Genomic DNA, 19,061 nt, shown 5'->3' on the forward strand with positions numbered 1-19,061 from the left:
CAGCCATGACCACCCCGTCCCAGCCCGTCCGCACCGCCCGCCGCCTCGGCGTCCTGCTGCTGGGCACCGCCCTGGCGGTATTGCCGCTGCTGTCCCATGGTGCCGATGCCCGGCCCGGCGGCGGTTCCTCGATCGGCAGCCGGGGCTCGCGCACCTACAGCGCCCCCGCCCCCACCCAGACCGCGCCCTACGGGGCGGCGCCGATGCAGCGCTCGATCACCCAGCCCTCGTCCGGCGGATACATGAACGGGCCGTCCTCCTATCCGCGCTCGCCCTATGGCGCGCCCTACGGGTCGCCCTATGCCGCGCGGCCGCATCCGTTCGCCAGCGGCTTCCTCGGCGGCATGCTGGGCGCCGGTCTGTTCGGCGTGCTGTTCGGCCACGGCATCGCCGGCGGGCTGCATGGCGGCGGCAGCTTCCTCGGCATGCTGGTCCAGCTCCTGCTGCTGGGCCTGCTGATCGGCTGGCTGGTGCGCCGCTTCGGCGGCGGCGCCCGGCAGGGCGCGCCGATCGCCGCTCCCCCCTCCTACGGCCAGGCCGGCCCCTCGGGCGCCCCGGTCACGATCACCCCCGACGATTACCGTGCGTTCCAGCGCCTGCTGATGGACGTCCAGGCGGCATGGAGCCAGCAGAACCTCCCGGCGCTGCAACATATGGCAACGCCCGAGATGGTGGGCTATTTCAACGCCCAGCTTTCCGACCTCGCCAGCCGCGGCGCGCGCAACGTCGTCTCCGACGTCCGCTTCGAACATGGCGACCTGTCCGAGGCATGGAGCGAGAGCGGGTTCGACTACGCCACGGTGGCGATGCGCTATTCCATGATCGACATCACCACCGACATGACCGGCCGCGTCATCGACGGCAGCTCGACCGAGCGCGTCAGCGTCACCGAACTCTGGACCTTCATGCGCCCCTCGCGCGGCGGCGGCTGGCTGCTCTCGGCCATCCAGCAGACCCGCTGACCCGCCTCCCCGGCGGGGCGCGGCATCGCTCCCCGCCGGAACCATCGACCGGAAAACCCCGGCCCATCTCCCTCCCCACACCCTGCCCCGACGCCCGACAAGGTCCTTGACGGACCTGTTTTTTTGTCGAAGCGTTACGGGCCCGTTGCATGACGCACGAGGAGGTGGGCGCGGACGATGACCCAAAGCTCAAGGCCGCCCGCACCACCGCCGCCCAGCGCGGCGTCGATCCGCGCCAGGTCGAGGCCCCGTCGCAGGCCGCCGACAAGGTGACGCGGGCCCTGGCCAAAATGGCAGGAAACGACCGGCGGGCCATCGAGCACACCCGCACGCAGCAAGCCCGGCTGCGCCAGTTGCGCGACCGCATCTCGGACGGCATGCCCACGCTCGCCACCCGCGCCGTGGCGCCGGAATGATCGCGCCCGCCAGGACCCGACACCCTTCAGGATCGTACCGATGAACAAACAGTCCACTGTCATTCTCGTGGCGGCCGGGGCGCTGGGGATCGCAGGCGCAACATCGTTCCTGGTCACGTCCAGCCATCAGGCGGACGACCAGGCCTGCCGGCAGGATGCACCGCCCGCCGCCCCCGGCACCCATCCGCCGGACACGGCGCACGACCGCCGGCCCGAAGAGTGCGATCACCACCCTCATTCCTCCGGCGGGATGGCATTCCTCACCGGCAGCGGTCGCGGCGACAATGACGACGATTCCCGCGCCGGCCGCACAGGCGGCGGCGAGGGCGAGGCGGAATCGGCAGGCCATGCCGGCTTCGGCGGCAGCGCCGCCGGTCACGGCGGCGGCGGCGAATAGGCCGCTCCGCCCCCGATGATCCCCGGCATCAGGCGCATCGGCTGCTCCCCGCGCCCCGACTGGCAGCAGTGCGCCGACACGCTCGGCTACACCTATTACCGCAACGATGACGGCAGCCTCGCCTGGCGCGAGGACGCGTATTACGCCATCGCCCCCACCGCCGCCGAAACCCTGCGCCGCGCGGCCGAGACGCTGCATCGCATGTGCCTCGCCCTGGTGGACGAGGCCACCCGCACCCCGCGCGGCCTCGACGCCTTCCACATTCCCGAAGCCATGCAGCCGGTGGTGCGCGACTCCTGGGCACGGCGCGATTCCTTCCTGATCGGCCGGTTCGATTTCGCATGGCAGGGCGGCCGGCCGAAACTGATCGAATATAATGCCGACACCCCCGCCACCCTGCCCGAAAGCACGCGCATGCAGGCGGCATGGCGGCGCGCGACACATCCCGCGCTAGGCGACCGCGCGCTCAGCGAGGCCGCGCTGGTCAACCACCTGTCGGCACTCCGCGCGCAGGACCGGCTGGACGATATCGTCCATGTCGTCCCCTACCCCGACAATCGCGAAGACGCCGTCCATGCCCGCTATTACATCGACTGGGCGCGGCAGGCCGGGCTGGACGCGGTGCAATGCGAACTGCGCGACCTCGAAATCAGTACCGATGGACGATTACTGCATCGCGGCCGCATTGTCCGCACCATGATCCGCATGTATCCGTGGGAGCTGATGTTCCGCGATGCCGGCGCGCGCCACCTGCGCCGATGCGGCTGCCGGTTCCTCAACCCGCCCTGGACGGCACTCCTGTCCAACAAGGCGCTGCTGCCGGCACTGTGGCGGCATCACCCCGGCCATCCGCTCCTGCTGCCCGCCGCGTGGACGCCCGAGGGCATGGCGCATTACGTCGAAAAACCCATCCACGCACGCGGCGGCGAGAATGTCCGCATCGTCGCGGGTCAGGAAACGCTGGCGCTGGAACCGGGCACCTACGGCGATTATCCCCGGATCTACCAGCATTATGCCGATCACCGCATCGACGGCGTCACCGCCTCCATCGGCGCCTGGATCGTCGGCAGCCATTTCGCCGGCATCACGGTGCGCGAAAGCCCCGATGCCGTCATCCGCCACACCTCGCCCATCGTGCCCCACCTGATCGCCGGATAGACCTAGCCCCAGACCTACCCCCTCCGGGCAGCCGCCAGTTCGTCGCGCAGGCAGGCCACCAGCTGCGCCGCCGGCATGGATCGCGCCAGCGGCGCCCCCTGCCCGGCCCACTGGGCCCCGAACCCGAATTCTCCACGCGCCTTCGCCGCGGCATGCAGCGTCTTCCCCGCATCGTAGGTAACGGGATAATCCGGCGGCACCGGCACCGCCCCCGCATCGGCCAGGGCCGTGAAGCGGTTCGCCAGCACCCGCGCCGGCCGGCCGGAAATCACGCTGGTCAGCCGGGTATGAAAGGCCCCCGGCCCCGCCAGCGCCGCGCGATAGGCCGCGTCAGCGGCGGATTCCGGGCACAGGATGAAGGCCGTCCCCATCTGGGCCGCCACCGCCCCCAGGTCGAGCACGGCAGCCATCCCCGCACCATCCATGATCCCGCCGGCCGCTATCACCGGCCCGCGACACCGCCGCACCAGTAGCCGCGTCAGCGCAAGAATGCCCAGCGCGTCGTCCGGCGCGGCCGGATCGAACACCCCCCGATGCCCGCCCGCCTCGATCCCCTGCGCGACGACCGCATCCATCCCGGCCGCCTCGGCCGCGCGCGCCTCGTCCAGACAGGTCACGCTGGCCAGCAGCACCGCCCCGGTCGCGCGCAGCGCCGCCACCATCTCCGCCGGCGGCAACCCGAAATGAAAGCTGATGACCGGCGGCCGGACCGCACGCAGCATGTCCAGCATCTCCGGATCGTCGGCAAAACGCCTGTACGGCGCACGCAACGCCGCCGGGGCCGGCGCCCCGAAAGCGGCAAAGACCGGGCCCAGCCACGCCAGCCACGCCGCCTCGCGCACCCGGTCGCGGCGCGGTGCCGCATGGACGAACAGGTTCACGTTGAACGGGCGATCGGTTCGCTCCCTGATCTCGGCAATCATCCCCCGGGCACCCGCCGCGTCGACCGCGCCGACCCCGATGGACCCAAGCCCGCCGGCCTCCGATACCGCCGCCGCCATGGCCGGCGTGGAAACCCCCGCCATCGGCGCCTGAATCAGCGGAACAGCCAGACCGAGGCGCTCGAAACCGGACATGAACCACGCTCCCTGCAAGTGCGGCATTGCCTGCCATCTCTACCATCGCGGGCGCCGGGCCTGCCACGAAAGCCGCGCGCCTGCGGTTGACCAGGCCGCGAACCGCCCCATAGAGTCGCGCCGATGATATCCTCGACACCGGATTTCCCGATGAAATCGCCTGCTGCCGCCAGCCACGAGGGAATATCGTGAAGAAAAAGAAATCCAGCATCCCGCCGGCCTCCCTCGCGGCTTCCGACTCTGATCGCCTGTTTCACGACATGAAGATGGACGCGGCCCGGGCGCTGGCCATGGATCCCCAGAATGTCCGCGCCCTCGCCCAGGCCATTGCATCCACGCCAACCGGCACCGATCCGGAACCGGAACCGTGCGAACTCCTGGCAATGACGCTCGACCAGGCCCGCATGGCGCAGGAAGACGGCCAGCATTTCGGCAAGCAATGCCTGGACGCCCTGTCGGACCATCTTGCCGCCCTGTCCGCAAACGGCACGCTCACGCTCGGCGGCAGCATGGCGATCACCCGCTGTTATGTCAGGGCCGGCCTCCCGGTCCCCGAGAGCCTGGCACCCGACGAACAGGCGGTGCTGGAGGAAACCTCCGCGATTTCCCTTGGGGACCATGCCAGCCCCGAGGCAGCATTCGCGGCCATTCTCGATGAGCTCGTCACCAGCGTCGGCCACGATCCCTCGCTCCTGCACCAGACATTTGCCGAAGTCCTGCCCGGGATTCCGGCGCCCGCCCGACGCATGCTGTGCGCACTGGCCGCCGCCAACCCCGATCCGCGCTTCGAGGCGCTGGCCTGCGCGTGGCTTCTCGACCCGTCCGAACCGGTCCGCGACGGCGCGCGCGAAGGCCTGGCCAACCGGCTGGCCGCCGGAAAACTGAGCGCACAGGCGCTCGGCCGTCTTGCGGTCCTCAGGACATGGATCACCCATAAACCCACCCGCCAGCGCGTGGACACCCTGATCAAAAGCGCCATCCGCACCGGCCTCGCCCCCGCGCAGGACGCTCCGCCCGCCCCCCGGATCACAGGCTGCGTCTCCAGCCCCATCGACGGCGTCGGCAGCCAGAGCCTCGGGATCGCACTCCAGAAAGGGCGGACGCGCTCCATCGCCACCGTCCTGCTCAAGCAGGGATTCGGCGTCAAGGACGCCTATCTCGCCCCCTGCGCCAACGCGGCGGAACAGCGCGACATCCTGCGACAGATCACATTCACCGCGGAAAAGGGCGACGTCTCGCTGGCCTATGTGCAGTCCGTCCTGGGCCTCGCCCTGGCCGACGGGCTCGCAAACGGTGTGTCTCCGGCCCCCGGCCTGGTCGATATCGTGGATGCGTGCGCCATCGCCGACCTGCGCCCGGCAGAGGACGCCTCCGTCCAGGCCCTGCTCCACCGGTACGACCCCGAAGGCGCCCTCGCCTCGCTCGACGCGGAAACATGCGAACGCCTCGTCGCCGCCAGCGCGGACTGGCCGGCCGACTATCCTGTCCTGGCCAGCTGGCTGGAGGATAACGAGGCACTGCGCAACGGCACCGGCTCTTCGACGGCGCGCATGGACGCGGTATGGGCCCTGCTCGAAACCCGCCGGACGTTCTGGGCCACCCTCGTCGCACGCACGGCCCTGCTCCTGAAGGATCGCGACGACCCCCTCGCGGACTCCTTCGCGATCACCGCCCGCGAGATGATCAACGGCCTGCCGCTCCGGCAGATTCCCATCATGGTCGCGATCATGGGCCAGACCCTGGAACCGCGCTACGCGGCCTTCCCCGATCTGGACGATGACGTCCCGGAGCCCTCCGACGAGGAAATCATGGTCTTCCTGCGCGACAGCATGGCCACGCCCCCTCGGAAAAGCGCATCCAAAAAGCCGAAATGACGTTTCAGAACAGACCGTCACAGGACGCTTGCAACCGGAGAGGCGCTTGATGCCACAGACATTTCCCAGCGCCGCCATGGCCGGCAACCGGCGCGCCGCGTCCGGCGGCCTTCTCACGCTCGCCATGCTGGCCGCGTGCGCCCACCCGGCACATGCCGCCTCGCACGCCGTTCCCGCCCTGGCGGAAGCCGGCTTGGGCGACCGGTCGCGGCTCGACCTCGCCGCCGACGGGCTGACGGCATCGATCACGCTGAAATCGTCGACGCAATGCGGCGTCGCCATGGCGTGGCAGCCAGCCGACCCCGATCCGGCTGCCACCTGCCGCATCGCCACATTATCCATCGAGGCCACGGGCCAGGCCCACAAGGTATCCTTTCCGCTGGCCCCCTACGGCGCCGATGCCGGCTTCATGGACCTCAAGCTGAGCATCCGGCAGCTCGACCCCGCGTCCACCGTGCCGCAGATCATGGTCTCGGCCTATACCGGCGGCGCGCATTGCTGCGAGGTCACATCCATCTTCGGCCGGAGCCGGAACGGGCAATGGACGCATGCGGACCTGGGCATGCAGGATGGCGGCGGCCCGCCCGAGATCGTCGCCGTGCCGGGGGCGCCCGCCCCCGTCATCGTGACCTACGACCAGGCGTTCCTCTACACATTCGCCTCCCATGCCGGGTCCTTCACCCCCGTCATCCTCTCCCGCTATCATGACGGCCGGCTGGCGAATGTCAGCGACGATCCGGCCTACCGCTCCTATCTGGTGGAGGATCTGGCGAGGCAGACCCGGCAATGGCAGGCATCGGGCCGGTCGGAACCCAACGGCTACCTGGCCTATTACGTCGCAACCCGGGCCCGCCTCGGCCAATTGTCCGCCGCCTGGGCGCACATGCTGCCGCGCGCGCAGAATTCGGCGAAGAGCGGCTTCGGCGTCTCGGCATGCAGCTTGAAATCCCCCGAGGAAACCGCAAACGGCCGCTACTGCTCCAAGGCCGACCGCGCCCCGCTCCCCTTCCCGCAGGGTCTGGCCGCCTTCCTGACCCGCAACGACTATATGTCCGAGGCCCAGGCCCGCGCCCTCCTGTCCGACAAACCCGCAGCGGGCGCCGGCTCCGCCCCGTCCGGCCCCTACCACCCCGATTTCCCCTGCGATCCTCCGCCGGCCGACAACGGCGTGGCCACGATGCTGTGCCAAGACAGCGAAGCCGCGCGGCACGAGCTGATGTTCGACCAGGTCTATTACGCGCTGCGCCACCAGGTCGGCCAGGATGGATGGAAGGACCTGAAGCAGCAGGTCGTCCTCGACCAGAACACGGCCAACCAGTCCTGCGGCCTCCCCGTTCCCGGCGACGGCGCCCAGGACCTCCCGCCGAACGCCGCCACCTGCTACGAGGCCGCCATGGACCGGCTGGCGGCCCAATATCGCGTCCGCCTCTCCGGCGCCGCGCTCATGGAAAGCCAGCGCCCGCTGGAGCGCCACATCGCGCTCCAGAAAAAACTGGTCGAACTCGGCTACCTGCCGGCCGATACGGTGGTCGACGGCCTGTATGGCGAGGCCACGCGTGCCGCCATCGCCGCCTGGCAACAGGCCGCCCACCGCCCGGCGACCGACGGCTTCCTCTCCGACGACGACGCGGCCACGCTGATCCCATCCGAAACCACCCCGGCAACCCCCGCCCCACCAACGACCACGGCCACAGCGGAAGCACCGCCACCTGCCCAGCCCGCCCCCACCGCGCCACAGGCGGCAAAGCCGCAAGCCGTCGCCGCCCGCTCCATCGGCCCGGTCGCCTCTCTCATATTCGGATGCGCCGTCGTCGCGGCCCTGATCGCAATCGTCCTCGTCCGCAGGCGCCGCGCGCTTTCGAAACGCTAGGCAAACGGGCCATCCTGCCGCCGCTCCCCGCGACCGGCGTCAGGATGGCCCCCGCGATCCCTGCGCCGTCAGTCGTGCATCAGCCGGACCTTCGTCGTATCGATCGACTGGTTTTCCCGCGTCGCATAATCGCCATACGTCATCTTCCCCCGCGTCAGTTCGGAGGCATTCCTCGCCTTTTCGATATCCCGTTCCTGAAATATCTTCCTGTCCTCAACGGTCAGAAGAGGGCCGACGCGATTCAGATACCGCGTATGACATTCTTCCACGGCCGGGAAATACGTCGCCAGGGCAGACGCATCCGCCGCGGATGGAAACTCGTTCGACACCGTCTGCGCAAAACTGAACCGCGCCGTATAGAGATCGGGAAACATCCTGTAGATCCGGCTATATTGCGGCCGATCCCGAACGTCCTTGACGCAGGCATTCCTGACATCCTGCGCACTTTGCAGCGTCTCGTTCGTTTCCTGCATGACAAGCTTCGCATCGTCGGAATCGTATTTGGCCCAGCCCTTCGACCTCATGCACGTGTCATAAAAATTGCCGGTATCGGCAGCAAAAAACGCAGCATCCACCACGGGGATACCCAATGCCCAGTGCCAGGTCCGGTGCGCATCCTTCAGGCACGCATATTTCGCGGCTTTCCGATCCTGCTCCGTCGTGCCCGGCTTCACCCAGGTACATGCGGACAGACCGACACTTGCAGTCAGAAGAAATATAGCAGTCCTGTTCACCCTCTGCCCCCAACCCGATGATAGAGATACCGTCGTGATATCACGGCTTCTCCGGTCAGGCGAGACAGCACCCTTTATCCACGACAATGCAGCAGAGTAAAATTACCCCTGTATTTCGATCATATACCCCATTTGGCACGATCATTACGGCCCACTACCCCATCCGTGCATGGCGGTCGCCATCCGTTTCACGGCAATAACGGCCACAACCGCATGACGCGCGGCAAGGCATTCATCGCTGCCCGATCACTTTCTCGATGATCGTCTCGTCCGCCGGGATCTGGCCGTCGAGCATCAGCAGCGCCAAGCCATGGACCAGCGCCCAGGCCTCGATGGCCCGCATGGCGGCCTCGCCCCCCTCCTGGGCCGCCGCTTCCGCCGCATTGGCCTGCAACAGCATCGCGGGGTCGGATTTCAACGTATCGGGGGTCCGGGCCGATGCCAGCACGGGCGACGTAAAGATCAGGCGGAACAGCGCCGGATTGGCCAGGGCAAAGCGCACATAGGCCCGCCCCGTCGCGGCAAAGCCGGCGCGCCCGCCGCCCGCCGTCGCCCCGGCCGCACGCTGCGCCGCACCCAATTGCACCAGCCCTTCCTGCGCCAGCGCGGCCAGCAGCGCATCCTTGTCCGGAAAATGGCGGTAAACCGAGGTCGCGCTCACGCCCACCCCCCGCGCGACCTCGCGAAGCGACAGCGAATCCACATCCCGTTCCGCCAGCAACCGCAGCCCCTCGGCAATCAGCGCCGCGCGCAGATCACCATGATGATAGGACCGCTTCTTTATGTTGACGCTGTTATCATTCCCACTCATAGTAACAGCGTAAACATCGGAGGCCGACATGGGAAGCCCGATCGAAACGCTGATCCGCGAAACGGTGACCAGGGGCATCGAAGCCCTCGCCGCCCACAACCGCAAACGCATGCCCCGGCACGCCAACCCGTTCCTGACCGGCATCCATGCCCCGATGACCGAGGAACGGACACTGACCGAACTCCCGGTCACGGGCACGATCCCCGCCGGGCTCAACGGACGCTACCTGCGCATCGGCCCCAACCCGATAGCGCCCGATCCGGCCTCCTATCACTGGTTCACCGGCGACGGCATGGTCCACGGGCTCGCAATCGCCGATGGCCGCGCATTGTGGTACCGCAATCGCTGGATCCGCTCGAACGCCGTCGCCAGGGCACGCGGCGTCGTCCCCGCACCGGGGCCACGCCACGTCTTCGATACGGTCAACACCAATGTCGTCGATATCGGCGGTCGCACCTTCGCGCTGGTCGAGGCCGGCAGCTACCCGGTCGAACTGGGCGAAACGCTCGACGACCAGCGCTACAATCCGTTCGACGGCTCGCTGAAAGGCTCCTTCAGCGCACACCCCCACCGCGATCCGAAAACCGGAGAACAGCACGCGATCTGTTACGAGGGCCGCGATCCCGGCACCATCCGCCACGTCGTGGTCGACGCAGCCGGGCGCGTGATCCGCGAGGAACCGGTCGCGGTAAAGCACGGCCCGATGATCCATGATTGCGCGCTTACCGACCGTTTCGTCATCATCCTCGACCTGCCCGTGACATTTTCGATGAAGGCCCTGGTCGCAGGCCACGGCTTCCCCTATCGCTGGAACCCCGCACACCCGGCGCGCGTCGGGCTGCTGCCACGCCATGGCGGGCAGGACGACATCATCTGGTGCCCGGTGGCGCCCGGATACGCCTTCCATGTCGCCAACGCCCACGATGCGGACGACGGAAGCGTTATCCTCGATCTCTGTGTCTACGACACGATGTTCGGCGACGGCGCACAGGGCCCGGACGCAAGATCGCGCGGGCTTGAACGCTGGACCATCGACCCCGCCGGCCGCATGGTCGCCATCCGCACGCTCGACGCCGCACCGCAGGAATTCCCCCGCCCCGACGAACGCTTCTTCGGCCGCCCCTCCCGCCATGTCTGGAGCCTCGCCCTGCCGGCCGACCCGGCCAACCGCTTCATCGGCGCAACGGCGCTCTACGCGCACGACCTCGTAACAGGCGAACGGCAGGTCCACGATTTCGGCCCCAACCGCCACCCCGGCGAATTCGTCTTCGTGCCCGAGACCCCCGACAGCCCCGAAGGGCATGGCTGGCTGATCGGCTTCGTCATCGACATGGCGAGCGAAACGACCGACCTCGTCATCCTCGACGCCCGCCGGTTTTCCGAGCCGCCGGTCGCCGGCATCCGCCTGCCGCACCGCGTGCCGCCGGGCTTCCACGGCAACTGGATCGCCGGAGGCAGCACCCCATGAACAGCCTGCGCCCGCGCATCCCCGGCCTGGCACTCCTGGCACTCGACCTCGCGGTGAATTTCGCCGCCCCCGCGCTGATCTACGACCGGATGCAGGCGGCTTGGGGCGATGTCGATGCACTTCTGGCCTCGTCCATGCCCCCGCTCCTGTGGAGCATCGGCGGCTTCCTGCGCAACCGGCGGGTCGATGCGCTGTCCCTCCTTTCCCTGGCCGGCATCGCCCTCTCCCTGCTCGCCTTCCTGGGCGGCGGCTCCGCGCGGATGCTGGAACTGCGCGAGAAAATGGTCACCTTCCTGATCGGCCTGGCCTTCCTCGGCTCGGCGGCAATCGGCAAACCGCTGGTCGCCGCCCTGGCACGCGCAACCGTGGCCCGGGAATCCGCCCAGGCCCTCGCCGATTTCGACGCGCACCGCAACACCCCCGGCATGCGGCGCGCCATCATGGTCATGACACTGGTATGGGGCGCCGGCCTGCTGGCAGACGTGGCGGTCTCGGTCGTGCTCATCTACAGCCTGCCGATCGCCACCTATCTCGTGGTCGGCCCGATCCTCGGCTACGTCACGATGGGCGGGCTGGCACTCTGGACCGTGGCCTATCGGCGCTACCGAATGCACTACCGCGCCCCAGGCCCCCCCCGGCCACGCACCAGGACCAGGTGGACCGACCGGAATCCTCGCCCGACCGGGACATTTTTCAAACAGCATCTTAACGATTCGCTAATACTTGAAAGGGAGCCTGACAGACCCCCGTCCGCCACTGGAACCGCCCGATGATCAGGATCGACGCCATACAGCCGGACTCGGTCCCCATCTCCTTTCCCGGCGCCGAGAGCGACCGGCCGAAAGCCGGCGGCGCCTCGCCCAGCGGCGGCAACCGCTCCGGCAGCAACGCCGCAGCCCCCGGCGACGGCGATACCGTCACCCTGTCGGCGGAAGCCCTCGCCGCCCTGGCCGTCCTGTCGTCCGAGACGACGGAAGACCCGCAAGCCCTCCAGGACACTCCCCTGCCGCCCGAGATGCAACCGGCCGACGCCGAAGATGCCCCACCCGATCCGACGAACCAGATCCCCTCGGCCATCATCGACGCCGCGCAAGCCGACATGGAGGCTGCCGTTCTCACCATGGGCGCCAATGAAGGAATGCCCACCCCGGCCATCTGGGGCCGCGCCTACGAACGCACCCTGATGTCGGCCCCCGATCACGCCGCCCCAACCCCCGCTCAGACCAGAACCGCCCCCCCTCCCGGCCCGGGCCAAACGGATTCCGCAACCCCCGACACAGCGGAGAACACGATCCTCGCGAACGATGTGGAAAGAGCCCTCACCGAACGCCTGCTCAACAGCGGACTGGATGACGATCCGGGCACCCACTTTCTGGCCGGTCGCCCCACCGACCACGCCGGCAACAGGCCCCAGACCGTTACCGACCCGATGGTGCCCGATCTCTCCCACGATCTGACCGGGTCGACCGATCCCGAATCCATCGCCCAGAACGTCCAGAATCTCCCCCAGGTCGATGAACGGATGGTCGCGATGTATGCCCCTCCCATGGGCAACCGCCCAATCCGGGAGCCCGCACCGGAGATCGACGACACCGACCCACCGCCGGAACCCACCGGCCGGGTCACGGGTGCCCTTCTCGACGCGGTCGCCGCATGGCAGGGGCGCCGGCTGAACGCGCTCTATCCCGTGATCTTCTTCGACACGCTACAGGTCAAGGTCCGCGACGACAGCATCGTCCGCGACAAGCCCGTGCACGTCGTGCGCGGGATGCACCTCGACGGCACCATGGACATGCTCGGCCTGTGGCTCGAACGGCACCAGACTACCGGCTTCGGGCGCCATATCATGGATGCGCTGAAGCGCCGGGGCATGGAAGATATCCTGATGGCCGTTGCCGAGGGGGCAGACGGCATTCCCGCCGCCATCCACGCGGCCTTCCCCCAGGCGCTGGTCCATCCTTCGATCGCGCACCTGCTGCATCATCTGCCAAACGTCATGGCCGTGACCGACCGCGTCGCCATGGCCGACAGCCCATGGGGCCAGATGCTCCAATCGGCCGCCCATACGATCGCTGCGTCGAATGCGATGCTCGGCCGCGCCATCCAGGCCCGAGGCTATTTCGCCAACGACCAGGCCGCGCTGGCCTTTCTCTACCTGACCTTGAACAGCGCCCGGGCGTCCTGATCGAAGGGCCTGCCAAGGACTTTGCCCTTGACCCACCAAAGGACAGTCGCCCTTTGGAAACCCATTCATAATCGGATGATTTCAGCCGTGGGGATAAGAGGCCGAGCGCCTCTTACATGCGCACCAGGGCCAGACCGTAGAACACGGCTGCCAGACCCAGCAGCGTAAAGGCCACACCAAGCAGCCGGCCACGATGGCGGCGCACGCATTCGCGGGCCTGGTCGGGCGTCAGGGCAAGCGGTTGATCCATCACCGGCCTCCTCAGCCCATGACCAGGAAATGATCGGCCAGCAGGCCGCAGAACAGCAGGAACAGATAAAGCAGCGAGAAGCGGAACGCCCGCCGCGCCGCGCCATCGCCCGTCAGGCTCACGCCGGTCGCATCCTGCCGGTCCCTCAGCACGCGCACGGCACAGCCCACGAAGCCGGCATCCAGCAGCATCGCGGTGGCGGAATACAGCCAGCCCGCCTGATGCAGCACCGACGGCACCAGCGATACCGCCGAGAGGATCAGCGTATAGATCAGGATCTGCCAGCGCGTATGCCGTGCCCCGCGCACCACCGGCAGCATCGGAATCCCGGCCCGCCCGTAATCCTTGCAGGCATATAGCGACAGCGACCAGAAATGCGGCGGCGTCCACAGGAACACGATCGCGAACATCACGACGGGCATCACATCCAGCGATCCCGTCGCCGCCGCCCAACCGATCATGGGCGGAAAGGCCCCGGCCGCCCCACCGATCACGATGTTCTGCGGCGTCGAGCGCTTCAGCCACATCGTATAGATCACGGCATAGAAGAAGATGGAAAAGGCCAGGATAAACGCCGCCAGCGCATTGGTCGCCAGCCACATCAGCAGCACCGAGGCCGTCGACAGGCCGATGCCGAACCCCAGCGCCTGATCCTGGCGAATCCGCCCATCGGGGATCGGGCGGCGCGCGGTCCGGGTCATGATCGCGTCGATATCGCGATCGTACCACATGTTGATCGCCCCCGCCGCACCCGACGCCATGCAGATGCACAGGATGGCAACGCACGCCACCACCGGGTTCAGGTGGCCCGGCGCCATGGCCATGCCGGCCGCACCGGTAAACACTACCAGCGAAATCACGCGCGGCTTCAGCAGCGCGAACCAGTCACGGGCCTCGGTCCCGACCAGCGCCGCGTCGAAACGCGGCGCCTCCGGTGCGGCGGCGCGGGCGCTCATGCCCCGGCTCCCCCCACCATGAAGCCGGCGAAGGAATCACGCGGCGCGGGCGACGGCAACGTCCATTCCAGGGTGCGGGCCCCCGCCCCCCAGTAATTGCCGGTAACGCGATGCCGCCCCAGCAGCGCCACGGCCAGCACGGCGACGAAGGCCACCATCGACAGGCCCTGCATCGCCACCCCGGCCAGCACGCCGCCGGGCAGCAGGCCTACGACACTGCCGCCGACCGCCAGCGCCACATGCAGGCGCCCCGCCCATTCTGGATAGGCTCCGCCGGCCATCTTGCCGATCCAGTAATAGAACCCGCCGAACGCGGCGAACAGCGCGGCAGGCAGCACCAGCGCATGCGCGTCGGCCCCACCACCCGCCAGCGTCTGCACGGGGGCCGCAATCAGCATCGCCATGAAGGCGACGGCCCACAGCATCGGCACCCGAAAGACCGGCCGACCGGCCATCAGCGTCCTGCCCCAGGCCGCCAGCAGCACCAGCATCGGCAGCGCCATCACGGCCTGCTCGGCCAGCGGCCGCGCGGCAGGCTGCGCCGCCAGACCGATGGCAAACAGATCATGCACCCACACCGACGCCCCGCCGACCGACAGCACGACCATTGCCCCAAGCGCCGCGCCACGCAGGCGCAGCGCCACGCCCGAGAAAGTCTCAACCAGCTGGCAGATCACCCCGGCGGCCGGCAGCAGCAGCAGCCCCGCTTCGGGGCCCGAGAACGCGCGCAACGCCCGCGCCACCACATCGGTGCCCGCCCCGGCCAGCAGGCCGCGCGTTAGCGCCGCCGCCAGCACCGGCAGCACGATCACCATCATCATCGCGGTCAGGACCTGCGCCCAGACGAACAGCGGCATGGCCCCCAGCCCGACGCCACGTCCACGCATGTTCAGCGCGGTGGCGACGATATTGATCGCCAGCCCCAGCATCGCCGCACACCACAGCATCATCGCGCCCGCCGTCGACACCCCGGCGACGACCAGCCCGAAGCTGGCGGCAACACCGGCCCAGCACGCCAGGTTCAGGCGACGGAACGCCATGTCGGGCGCACCCAGCAGCAGCGGCACGAACCACGAGCCGAACCCGCCGACCAGCGCCGGCAGGGCGCAGAACAGCACCATAAGCGCGCCATGGTCGATCGCCATCCGGCCCCACGCGGCGCTGGCATCCGGCCCGATACGCAGCGGCAGGGCCAGCCCGCCGCCGATCAGCCCGGCCAGGACCGCCATGACCAGATAGAGCGTCCCGACCGCCTTGTGGCCGCTCAGGCCGCCGCTCCGCGTCAGGAAGCCCCCGGTTGCGACATCCATCCGGACCTGCCTCTCTGCCGGCATACGCCACTTCTCCTGCGCCGATGGGCCGCCGGAGGGCGACCGTGCTCGAAATCGTGATGATGTTACCGAAACCAGCCCGCCAAGACGAGAGCCCGCAGCCCCCGCCTCCAGCATGGCCGGCATTCCGGCCATGCCGACATGGCGGGGCAGCGTCAGGCGGCAGGCTTCTCCACCCGGCTCGCAACGGCAAGGCGCGGCAGCGTCACCAGCGTGAACAGCCCCGCCGGCGGCACCGGCTGGATGGTCGCGCGGGCCAGGTCGTCGGGCGGCAGCAGGGCTTCCATCGCGAAGTCCGGATGCCAGCCCAGCGAATGCGACGCCCGCGCCATGCCGCGCTCGACCGCCAGCCGCACGCCGCCGGTGGCCAGGAAGTGATTGACGAACAGGATATGCCCGCCCGGCCGCACCACGCGCTTCAGTTCCGCCAGCAGCCGGCGCGGATTGGGCACGACGGAGGCCACGAACATCGCCACCGCGATATCGAAGGACGCATCCGCAAACCGCGTATCCTCGGCATCCATTTCCAGCAGGGCATCGATATTGCGCAGGTTCATCCGCGCCACACGCTGGCGCGCGCGGTCCAGCATGTCGCCCGAAAGGTCGATGCCGGTAATGCGCTTGTCGGCGCGATAATGCGGCAGGGCCAGGCCGGTGCCCACGCCCACTTCCAGCACCGCCGTGCCGGGCAGGCCGTTCACGGCGGCGACCGCCCGCTTGCGTCCGAAGGCCGAAACCCCACCGAACACCGTGTCGTAGACACCGGCCCACCGGCGATAGGCTGCCTTGACGGCGTCGGCGTCCAGGGCCGAACGCGGTACCGGCGCACAGGCCAGGCTGGCGGCGGCATCCGCCTCGGCAGGCGCGTCTTGAAGAACGTTGCTCATCGGGAACCCTTTGTGCCCTGCCGGGCGATTGTCTTCAAGGGGATAGCGGACCATGGCCCGGTGGCACAGCGCAAATCACCCACTCCTCTTTCTCGTCCGCCATCCCGGCGCCGGTTACACGCCACCGTCGAGCCGCCGCAGGATGCAGTCCCAGATCAGCCCGGCGGAATTGATGCCGTCGAAACGGTCGATTTCCTGCAACCCTGTCGGCGACGTGACATTGATCTCCGTCAGCCAGTCGCCGATCACGTCGATCCCCACGAAGATCAGGCCCTTCTCGCGCAGCATCGGCCCGATCGCCTCGCAGATCTCGCGGTCGCGCGGGCTCAGCTCGACCTTCACCGCGCGGCCGCCCACATGCATGTTCGACCGCGCCTCGCCCTGCGCCGGCACGCGGTTGATCGCGCCGATCGGCACGCCGTCGGCCAGGATGATGCGCTTGTCCCCCTGGCGCACCGCCGGCTCGTAGCGCTGGATCATCAGCGGCTCGCGCGAACGCGCGAAATGCATCTCCAGCAGCGAATTCAGGTTCTCGTCATCCTCGCGGATACGAAACACCCCCGCCCCGCCATTGCCGAACAGTGGCTTGACGATAATGTCCCGCCACTCGGCGCGGAAATCACGGATCGCCAGCACATCCCACGTCACCAGCGTCGGCGGCATCAGCTCGGGAAAATGCGTGACCAGCAGCTTCTCGGGCGCATTGCGCACCGATTCCGGGTCGTTGACCACCAGTGCCCTGCCCGGCCCGGTGCCGTGCACATGCTCCAGCATGTGGGTGGCGCTGATATACGCCATGTCGAAGGGCGGGTCCTGGCGCATCAGGATCACATCCATCGCGGACAGGTCGATCACCTGCTCCGCGCCCAGCTCGGCATGGTCGCCCGCGACCCGCCGCACCCGCGCCGGGCGCGCGCGCGCCGTCAGCCGTTGGGCCCGCGCGCCCTCGGCCACGCGCCCCTCGCGCAGGCTCAGCCCCTGCACCTGGTAGACGAACAGGTCGTACCCCCGCGCCTGCGCTTCCAGCATCAGGGCAAAAGTCGAATCGCCGTTGATGTCCACCCCCGACAGGGGGTCCATCTGCACGGCAACCTTCAGCGAGCGGGACATCAACGCGACCTCCGGGTACAATCCGATACCGTGATGACACGATCTGTCACCGGCCCTTGCTTCTTAGTCGAGTTCTCGGCCGCGAAAAACCTCATAGCGCATCCACCCCGACAGGTTCGGGGTACGAAATGGCCAGGATCTCGATCAATTCGGCGCCCGAGGGCGTCATCACCCGCACTTCGTCGCCCACCTGCCCCCCCAGCAGGGCCCGGGCGACGGGCGATGCCAGGCTGACCTGCCCCACTGTCAGGTCAGCCTCGTCCACACCCACGATCACGACCGTCCGCTCCACATCCTCTTCCGTCACATAGGTCACGGTGGCACCGAAGAAGACCCGATTCCGCTGGGTCTGCGCGGCCGGATCGACCACGATCGCCTTCTCGATGCGGCGCGTCAGAAAGCGCACCCGCCGGTCGATCTCCCGCAGCCGCCTCTTACCGTACAGATAGTCCCCGTTTTCCGAGCGGTCGCCGTTCCCCGCGGCCCACGACACGATCTCGACGATGCGCGGCCGCTCCTCGTACAGCAGCGCGCTCAGTTCCCGCCGCGTCGCACCCATGCCGGTAGGGGTGATGTAGCGCGACACCCCGTCTATGGCGCGCGGCCGCGTCTCGTCATCATCGTCGTCATCGTGCGTCATGGGCCACATTGTGCCTCAGCACGCGGTCAGCGCAAAATGGATGTGCCCCTCCAGCCGCGCCCCGGGCGCCAGGATCGTGATCCCCCGGTCGGTCACGCCGGCATGGTTCAGCGCATCGTTCATGTTGCTCACCGGCTCCACGGCGATAAAATTCTTCTCCGGCGGCGTGAACAGCACCAGATGGCGAAAGGCCGGACTGGCCGAAACGGTCAGGGCCAGCCCGTCATCGGGCCAGCGCAGGAAGGCCGCGCCGTCCCAGCCGGCATAGCAATTGTCGATCGCCTGGTCGGTAACGGCGCGCATATGCTCGAACGACCACTCCCCCGTGGCCGGCACCCGCAGCGCCGGCAGGTGGTGCTCGTCGTTCGTCCACACCGTATCGGCCGAAAACCCCAGTTTCACGCCGCTGCGCCGGGGAAAATAGGGGTGAAACCCCAACCCGACCGGCTGGGGCCGCTGATCGATATTCTCGATCACCATCCCCACCGCCAGGCTCTCCTCGCGCAGGTCGAAGCGGATCTGCGCCCGGTAGGCAAACGGCCATTCATCCATGGGGCGGTCGTAGGGCGGGTGCCATTCCAGTTGCAGCGTGGCACTGTCGTCGCTCAGCAGCTCCAGCTCCCACGGATGTTCCCACCCGTTGCCGTGGATCACATGCGGCTCGCCGGCGAAATTCGGCTTCATCCGGTAGTCCGCGCCATCAAAACGGAAATGCCCGTCCGCGACCCGGTTCGAGAACGGCACCAGCGGATAGGCCGCCACCTTGTGCCCCTTCTGCGCCAACAGGTTCGGATCGCTGACGGTGTCGAGCACGCAGACATCCCCACTTTTCCAGTAGCTCACCGCGCCGCCCAGTTCGGGTAACAGGCCCAGCCGGGCCGCCCCCGCCTTCAGTTCGATCATCCGTCTCTTTTCCCGTCCCTGTTCACCCTGAAA

Annotated in this window: 19 protein-coding genes; 9 read left to right on the forward strand and 10 right to left on the reverse strand. The window is 68.3% G+C overall.

Going from position 1 to position 19,061, the window contains the following annotated elements:
• Positions 1-5 precede the first annotated feature (5 nt).
• From HLH27_RS05980 to HLH27_RS05995, 4 genes are all read left to right on the forward strand, one after another.
• A complete protein-coding gene (locus HLH27_RS05980; RefSeq protein ID WP_182948640.1) occupies positions 6-962 on the forward strand; it encodes a Tim44 domain-containing protein in 957 nt (318 codons plus the stop codon).
• A gap of 149 nt (positions 963-1,111) precedes the next feature.
• Positions 1,112-1,378, forward strand: a complete 267-nt coding sequence (locus HLH27_RS05985; protein WP_182948642.1) for a hypothetical protein — start codon at positions 1,112-1,114, stop codon at positions 1,376-1,378.
• A gap of 40 nt (positions 1,379-1,418) precedes the next feature.
• Complete coding sequence (locus HLH27_RS05990; RefSeq protein ID WP_182948644.1) at positions 1,419-1,775, forward strand: hypothetical protein; 357 nt, start codon at positions 1,419-1,421, stop codon at positions 1,773-1,775.
• 15 nt (positions 1,776-1,790) lie between these two features.
• A complete protein-coding gene (locus tag HLH27_RS05995; RefSeq protein WP_220790297.1) occupies positions 1,791-2,933 on the forward strand; it encodes a glutathionylspermidine synthase family protein in 1,143 nt (380 codons plus the stop codon).
• 14 nt (positions 2,934-2,947) lie between these two features.
• Here HLH27_RS05995 and HLH27_RS06000 read toward each other — a convergent pair whose 3' ends face one another.
• Positions 2,948-4,009: an NAD(P)H-dependent flavin oxidoreductase gene (locus tag HLH27_RS06000; RefSeq protein ID WP_182948646.1), complete on the reverse strand. Its 1,062-nt coding sequence runs from the start codon at positions 4,007-4,009 to the stop codon at positions 2,948-2,950.
• A 188-nt stretch (positions 4,010-4,197) separates the two neighbouring features.
• On the opposite strand from HLH27_RS06000, the gene HLH27_RS06005 reads away from it, so the two are divergent.
• Together HLH27_RS06005 and HLH27_RS06010 are read left to right on the forward strand one after the other, a co-directional pair.
• Positions 4,198-5,883 (forward strand): hypothetical protein, encoded by a 1,686-nt coding sequence (locus HLH27_RS06005; protein WP_182948648.1) that lies wholly within the window; start codon positions 4,198-4,200, stop codon positions 5,881-5,883.
• A gap of 49 nt (positions 5,884-5,932) precedes the next feature.
• On the forward strand, positions 5,933-7,753 hold the full coding sequence (locus HLH27_RS06010; protein WP_182948650.1) for a peptidoglycan-binding protein: 1,821 nt from the start codon (positions 5,933-5,935) through the stop codon (positions 7,751-7,753).
• A 68-nt stretch (positions 7,754-7,821) separates the two neighbouring features.
• Here the strand turns inward: HLH27_RS06010 and HLH27_RS06015 are convergent, their stop codons facing one another.
• Entirely contained in the window at positions 7,822-8,574 is a 753-nt protein-coding gene (locus tag HLH27_RS06015) for a hypothetical protein (protein WP_182948652.1), read from the reverse strand.
• Positions 8,575-8,719: 145 nt separating this feature from the next.
• The gene (locus tag HLH27_RS06020) at positions 8,720-9,298 is read right to left on the reverse strand and encodes a TetR/AcrR family transcriptional regulator (RefSeq protein WP_220790298.1); all 579 of its coding nucleotides are present in this window, start codon (positions 9,296-9,298) and stop codon (positions 8,720-8,722) included.
• 28 nt (positions 9,299-9,326) lie between these two features.
• Here HLH27_RS06020 and HLH27_RS06025 point away from each other — a divergent pair, with 28 nt between their 5' ends.
• From HLH27_RS06025 to HLH27_RS06035, 3 genes are read left to right on the forward strand one after another with little or no spacing between them, the layout of a single operon-like run.
• Positions 9,327-10,766 carry an 8'-apo-carotenoid 13,14-cleaving dioxygenase gene (locus tag HLH27_RS06025; protein ID WP_182948655.1) on the forward strand — a complete coding sequence of 480 codons (1,440 nt, stop codon included), beginning with the start codon at positions 9,327-9,329 and terminating at the stop codon, positions 10,764-10,766.
• Positions 10,763-11,539, forward strand: coding sequence for a VC0807 family protein (locus HLH27_RS06030; protein ID WP_182948657.1), 777 nt, complete (start codon positions 10,763-10,765; stop codon positions 11,537-11,539). Before HLH27_RS06025 ends, HLH27_RS06030 begins: the two co-directional genes overlap by 4 nt.
• Complete coding sequence (locus tag HLH27_RS06035) at positions 11,536-12,951, forward strand: transposase (RefSeq protein WP_182948659.1); 1,416 nt, start codon at positions 11,536-11,538, stop codon at positions 12,949-12,951. Before HLH27_RS06030 ends, HLH27_RS06035 begins: the two co-directional genes overlap by 4 nt.
• A gap of 112 nt (positions 12,952-13,063) precedes the next feature.
• Here the strand turns inward: HLH27_RS06035 and HLH27_RS06040 are convergent, their stop codons facing one another.
• From HLH27_RS06040 to HLH27_RS06070, 7 genes are all read right to left on the reverse strand, one after another.
• A complete protein-coding gene (locus tag HLH27_RS06040) occupies positions 13,064-13,201 on the reverse strand; it encodes a hypothetical protein (RefSeq protein ID WP_182948661.1) in 138 nt (45 codons plus the stop codon).
• An 11-nt stretch (positions 13,202-13,212) separates the two neighbouring features.
• Positions 13,213-14,157 carry a heme o synthase gene (gene cyoE, locus HLH27_RS06045; protein ID WP_182948662.1) on the reverse strand — a complete coding sequence of 315 codons (945 nt, stop codon included), beginning with the start codon at positions 14,155-14,157 and terminating at the stop codon, positions 13,213-13,215.
• On the reverse strand, positions 14,154-15,491 hold the full coding sequence (locus tag HLH27_RS06050; RefSeq protein WP_182948664.1) for a cbb3-type cytochrome c oxidase subunit I: 1,338 nt from the start codon (positions 15,489-15,491) through the stop codon (positions 14,154-14,156). The genes cyoE and HLH27_RS06050 overlap by 4 nt, the downstream gene beginning before the upstream one ends.
• Positions 15,492-15,643: 152 nt before the next feature.
• A complete protein-coding gene (locus HLH27_RS06055) occupies positions 15,644-16,375 on the reverse strand; it encodes a class I SAM-dependent methyltransferase (RefSeq protein WP_182948666.1) in 732 nt (243 codons plus the stop codon).
• A gap of 114 nt (positions 16,376-16,489) precedes the next feature.
• On the reverse strand, positions 16,490-17,485 hold the full coding sequence (gshB, locus tag HLH27_RS06060) for a glutathione synthase (RefSeq protein WP_182948668.1): 996 nt from the start codon (positions 17,483-17,485) through the stop codon (positions 16,490-16,492).
• 91 nt (positions 17,486-17,576) lie between these two features.
• Positions 17,577-18,125: a transcription elongation factor GreB gene (greB, locus tag HLH27_RS06065; RefSeq protein WP_182948670.1), complete on the reverse strand. Its 549-nt coding sequence runs from the start codon at positions 18,123-18,125 to the stop codon at positions 17,577-17,579.
• 15 nt (positions 18,126-18,140) lie between these two features.
• Positions 18,141-19,028, reverse strand: a complete 888-nt coding sequence (locus HLH27_RS06070; protein ID WP_182948671.1) for an aldose 1-epimerase — start codon at positions 19,026-19,028, stop codon at positions 18,141-18,143.
• Positions 19,029-19,061: the final 33 nt, after the last annotated feature.

It is taken from the genome of Gluconacetobacter takamatsuzukensis (assembly GCF_014174275.1).
In the GTDB taxonomy this organism is placed as follows: domain Bacteria; phylum Pseudomonadota; class Alphaproteobacteria; order Acetobacterales; family Acetobacteraceae; genus Gluconacetobacter; species Gluconacetobacter takamatsuzukensis.

What these genes read in the sequence shown, in the direction of transcription:
- HLH27_RS05980 (WP_182948640.1), top strand. Translation starts at nt 6, where the DNA reads ATGACCACCCCGTCCCAGCCCGTCCGCACCGCCCGCCGCCTCGGCGTC.
- HLH27_RS05985 (WP_182948642.1), top strand. Translation starts at nt 1,112, where the DNA reads ATGACGCACGAGGAGGTGGGCGCGGACGATGACCCAAAGCTCAAGGCC.
- HLH27_RS05990 (WP_182948644.1), top strand. Translation starts at nt 1,419, where the DNA reads ATGAACAAACAGTCCACTGTCATTCTCGTGGCGGCCGGGGCGCTGGGG.
- HLH27_RS05995 (WP_220790297.1), top strand. Translation starts at nt 1,791, where the DNA reads ATGATCCCCGGCATCAGGCGCATCGGCTGCTCCCCGCGCCCCGACTGG.
- HLH27_RS06000 (WP_182948646.1), bottom strand. Translation starts at nt 4,009, where the DNA reads ATGTCCGGTTTCGAGCGCCTCGGTCTGGCTGTTCCGCTGATTCAGGCG.
- HLH27_RS06010 (WP_182948650.1), top strand. Translation starts at nt 5,933, where the DNA reads ATGCCACAGACATTTCCCAGCGCCGCCATGGCCGGCAACCGGCGCGCC.
- HLH27_RS06020 (WP_220790298.1), bottom strand. Translation starts at nt 9,298, where the DNA reads ATGAGTGGGAATGATAACAGCGTCAACATAAAGAAGCGGTCCTATCAT.
- HLH27_RS06025 (WP_182948655.1), top strand. Translation starts at nt 9,327, where the DNA reads ATGGGAAGCCCGATCGAAACGCTGATCCGCGAAACGGTGACCAGGGGC.
- HLH27_RS06030 (WP_182948657.1), top strand. Translation starts at nt 10,763, where the DNA reads ATGAACAGCCTGCGCCCGCGCATCCCCGGCCTGGCACTCCTGGCACTC.
- HLH27_RS06035 (WP_182948659.1), top strand. Translation starts at nt 11,536, where the DNA reads ATGATCAGGATCGACGCCATACAGCCGGACTCGGTCCCCATCTCCTTT.
- HLH27_RS06040 (WP_182948661.1), bottom strand. Translation starts at nt 13,201, where the DNA reads ATGGATCAACCGCTTGCCCTGACGCCCGACCAGGCCCGCGAATGCGTG.
- cyoE (WP_182948662.1), bottom strand. Translation starts at nt 14,157, where the DNA reads ATGAGCGCCCGCGCCGCCGCACCGGAGGCGCCGCGTTTCGACGCGGCG.
- HLH27_RS06050 (WP_182948664.1), bottom strand. Translation starts at nt 15,491, where the DNA reads ATGCCGGCAGAGAGGCAGGTCCGGATGGATGTCGCAACCGGGGGCTTC.
- HLH27_RS06055 (WP_182948666.1), bottom strand. Translation starts at nt 16,375, where the DNA reads ATGAGCAACGTTCTTCAAGACGCGCCTGCCGAGGCGGATGCCGCCGCC.
- gshB (WP_182948668.1), bottom strand. Translation starts at nt 17,485, where the DNA reads ATGTCCCGCTCGCTGAAGGTTGCCGTGCAGATGGACCCCCTGTCGGGG.
- greB (WP_182948670.1), bottom strand. Translation starts at nt 18,125, where the DNA reads ATGACGCACGATGACGACGATGATGACGAGACGCGGCCGCGCGCCATA.
- HLH27_RS06070 (WP_182948671.1), bottom strand. Translation starts at nt 19,028, where the DNA reads ATGATCGAACTGAAGGCGGGGGCGGCCCGGCTGGGCCTGTTACCCGAA.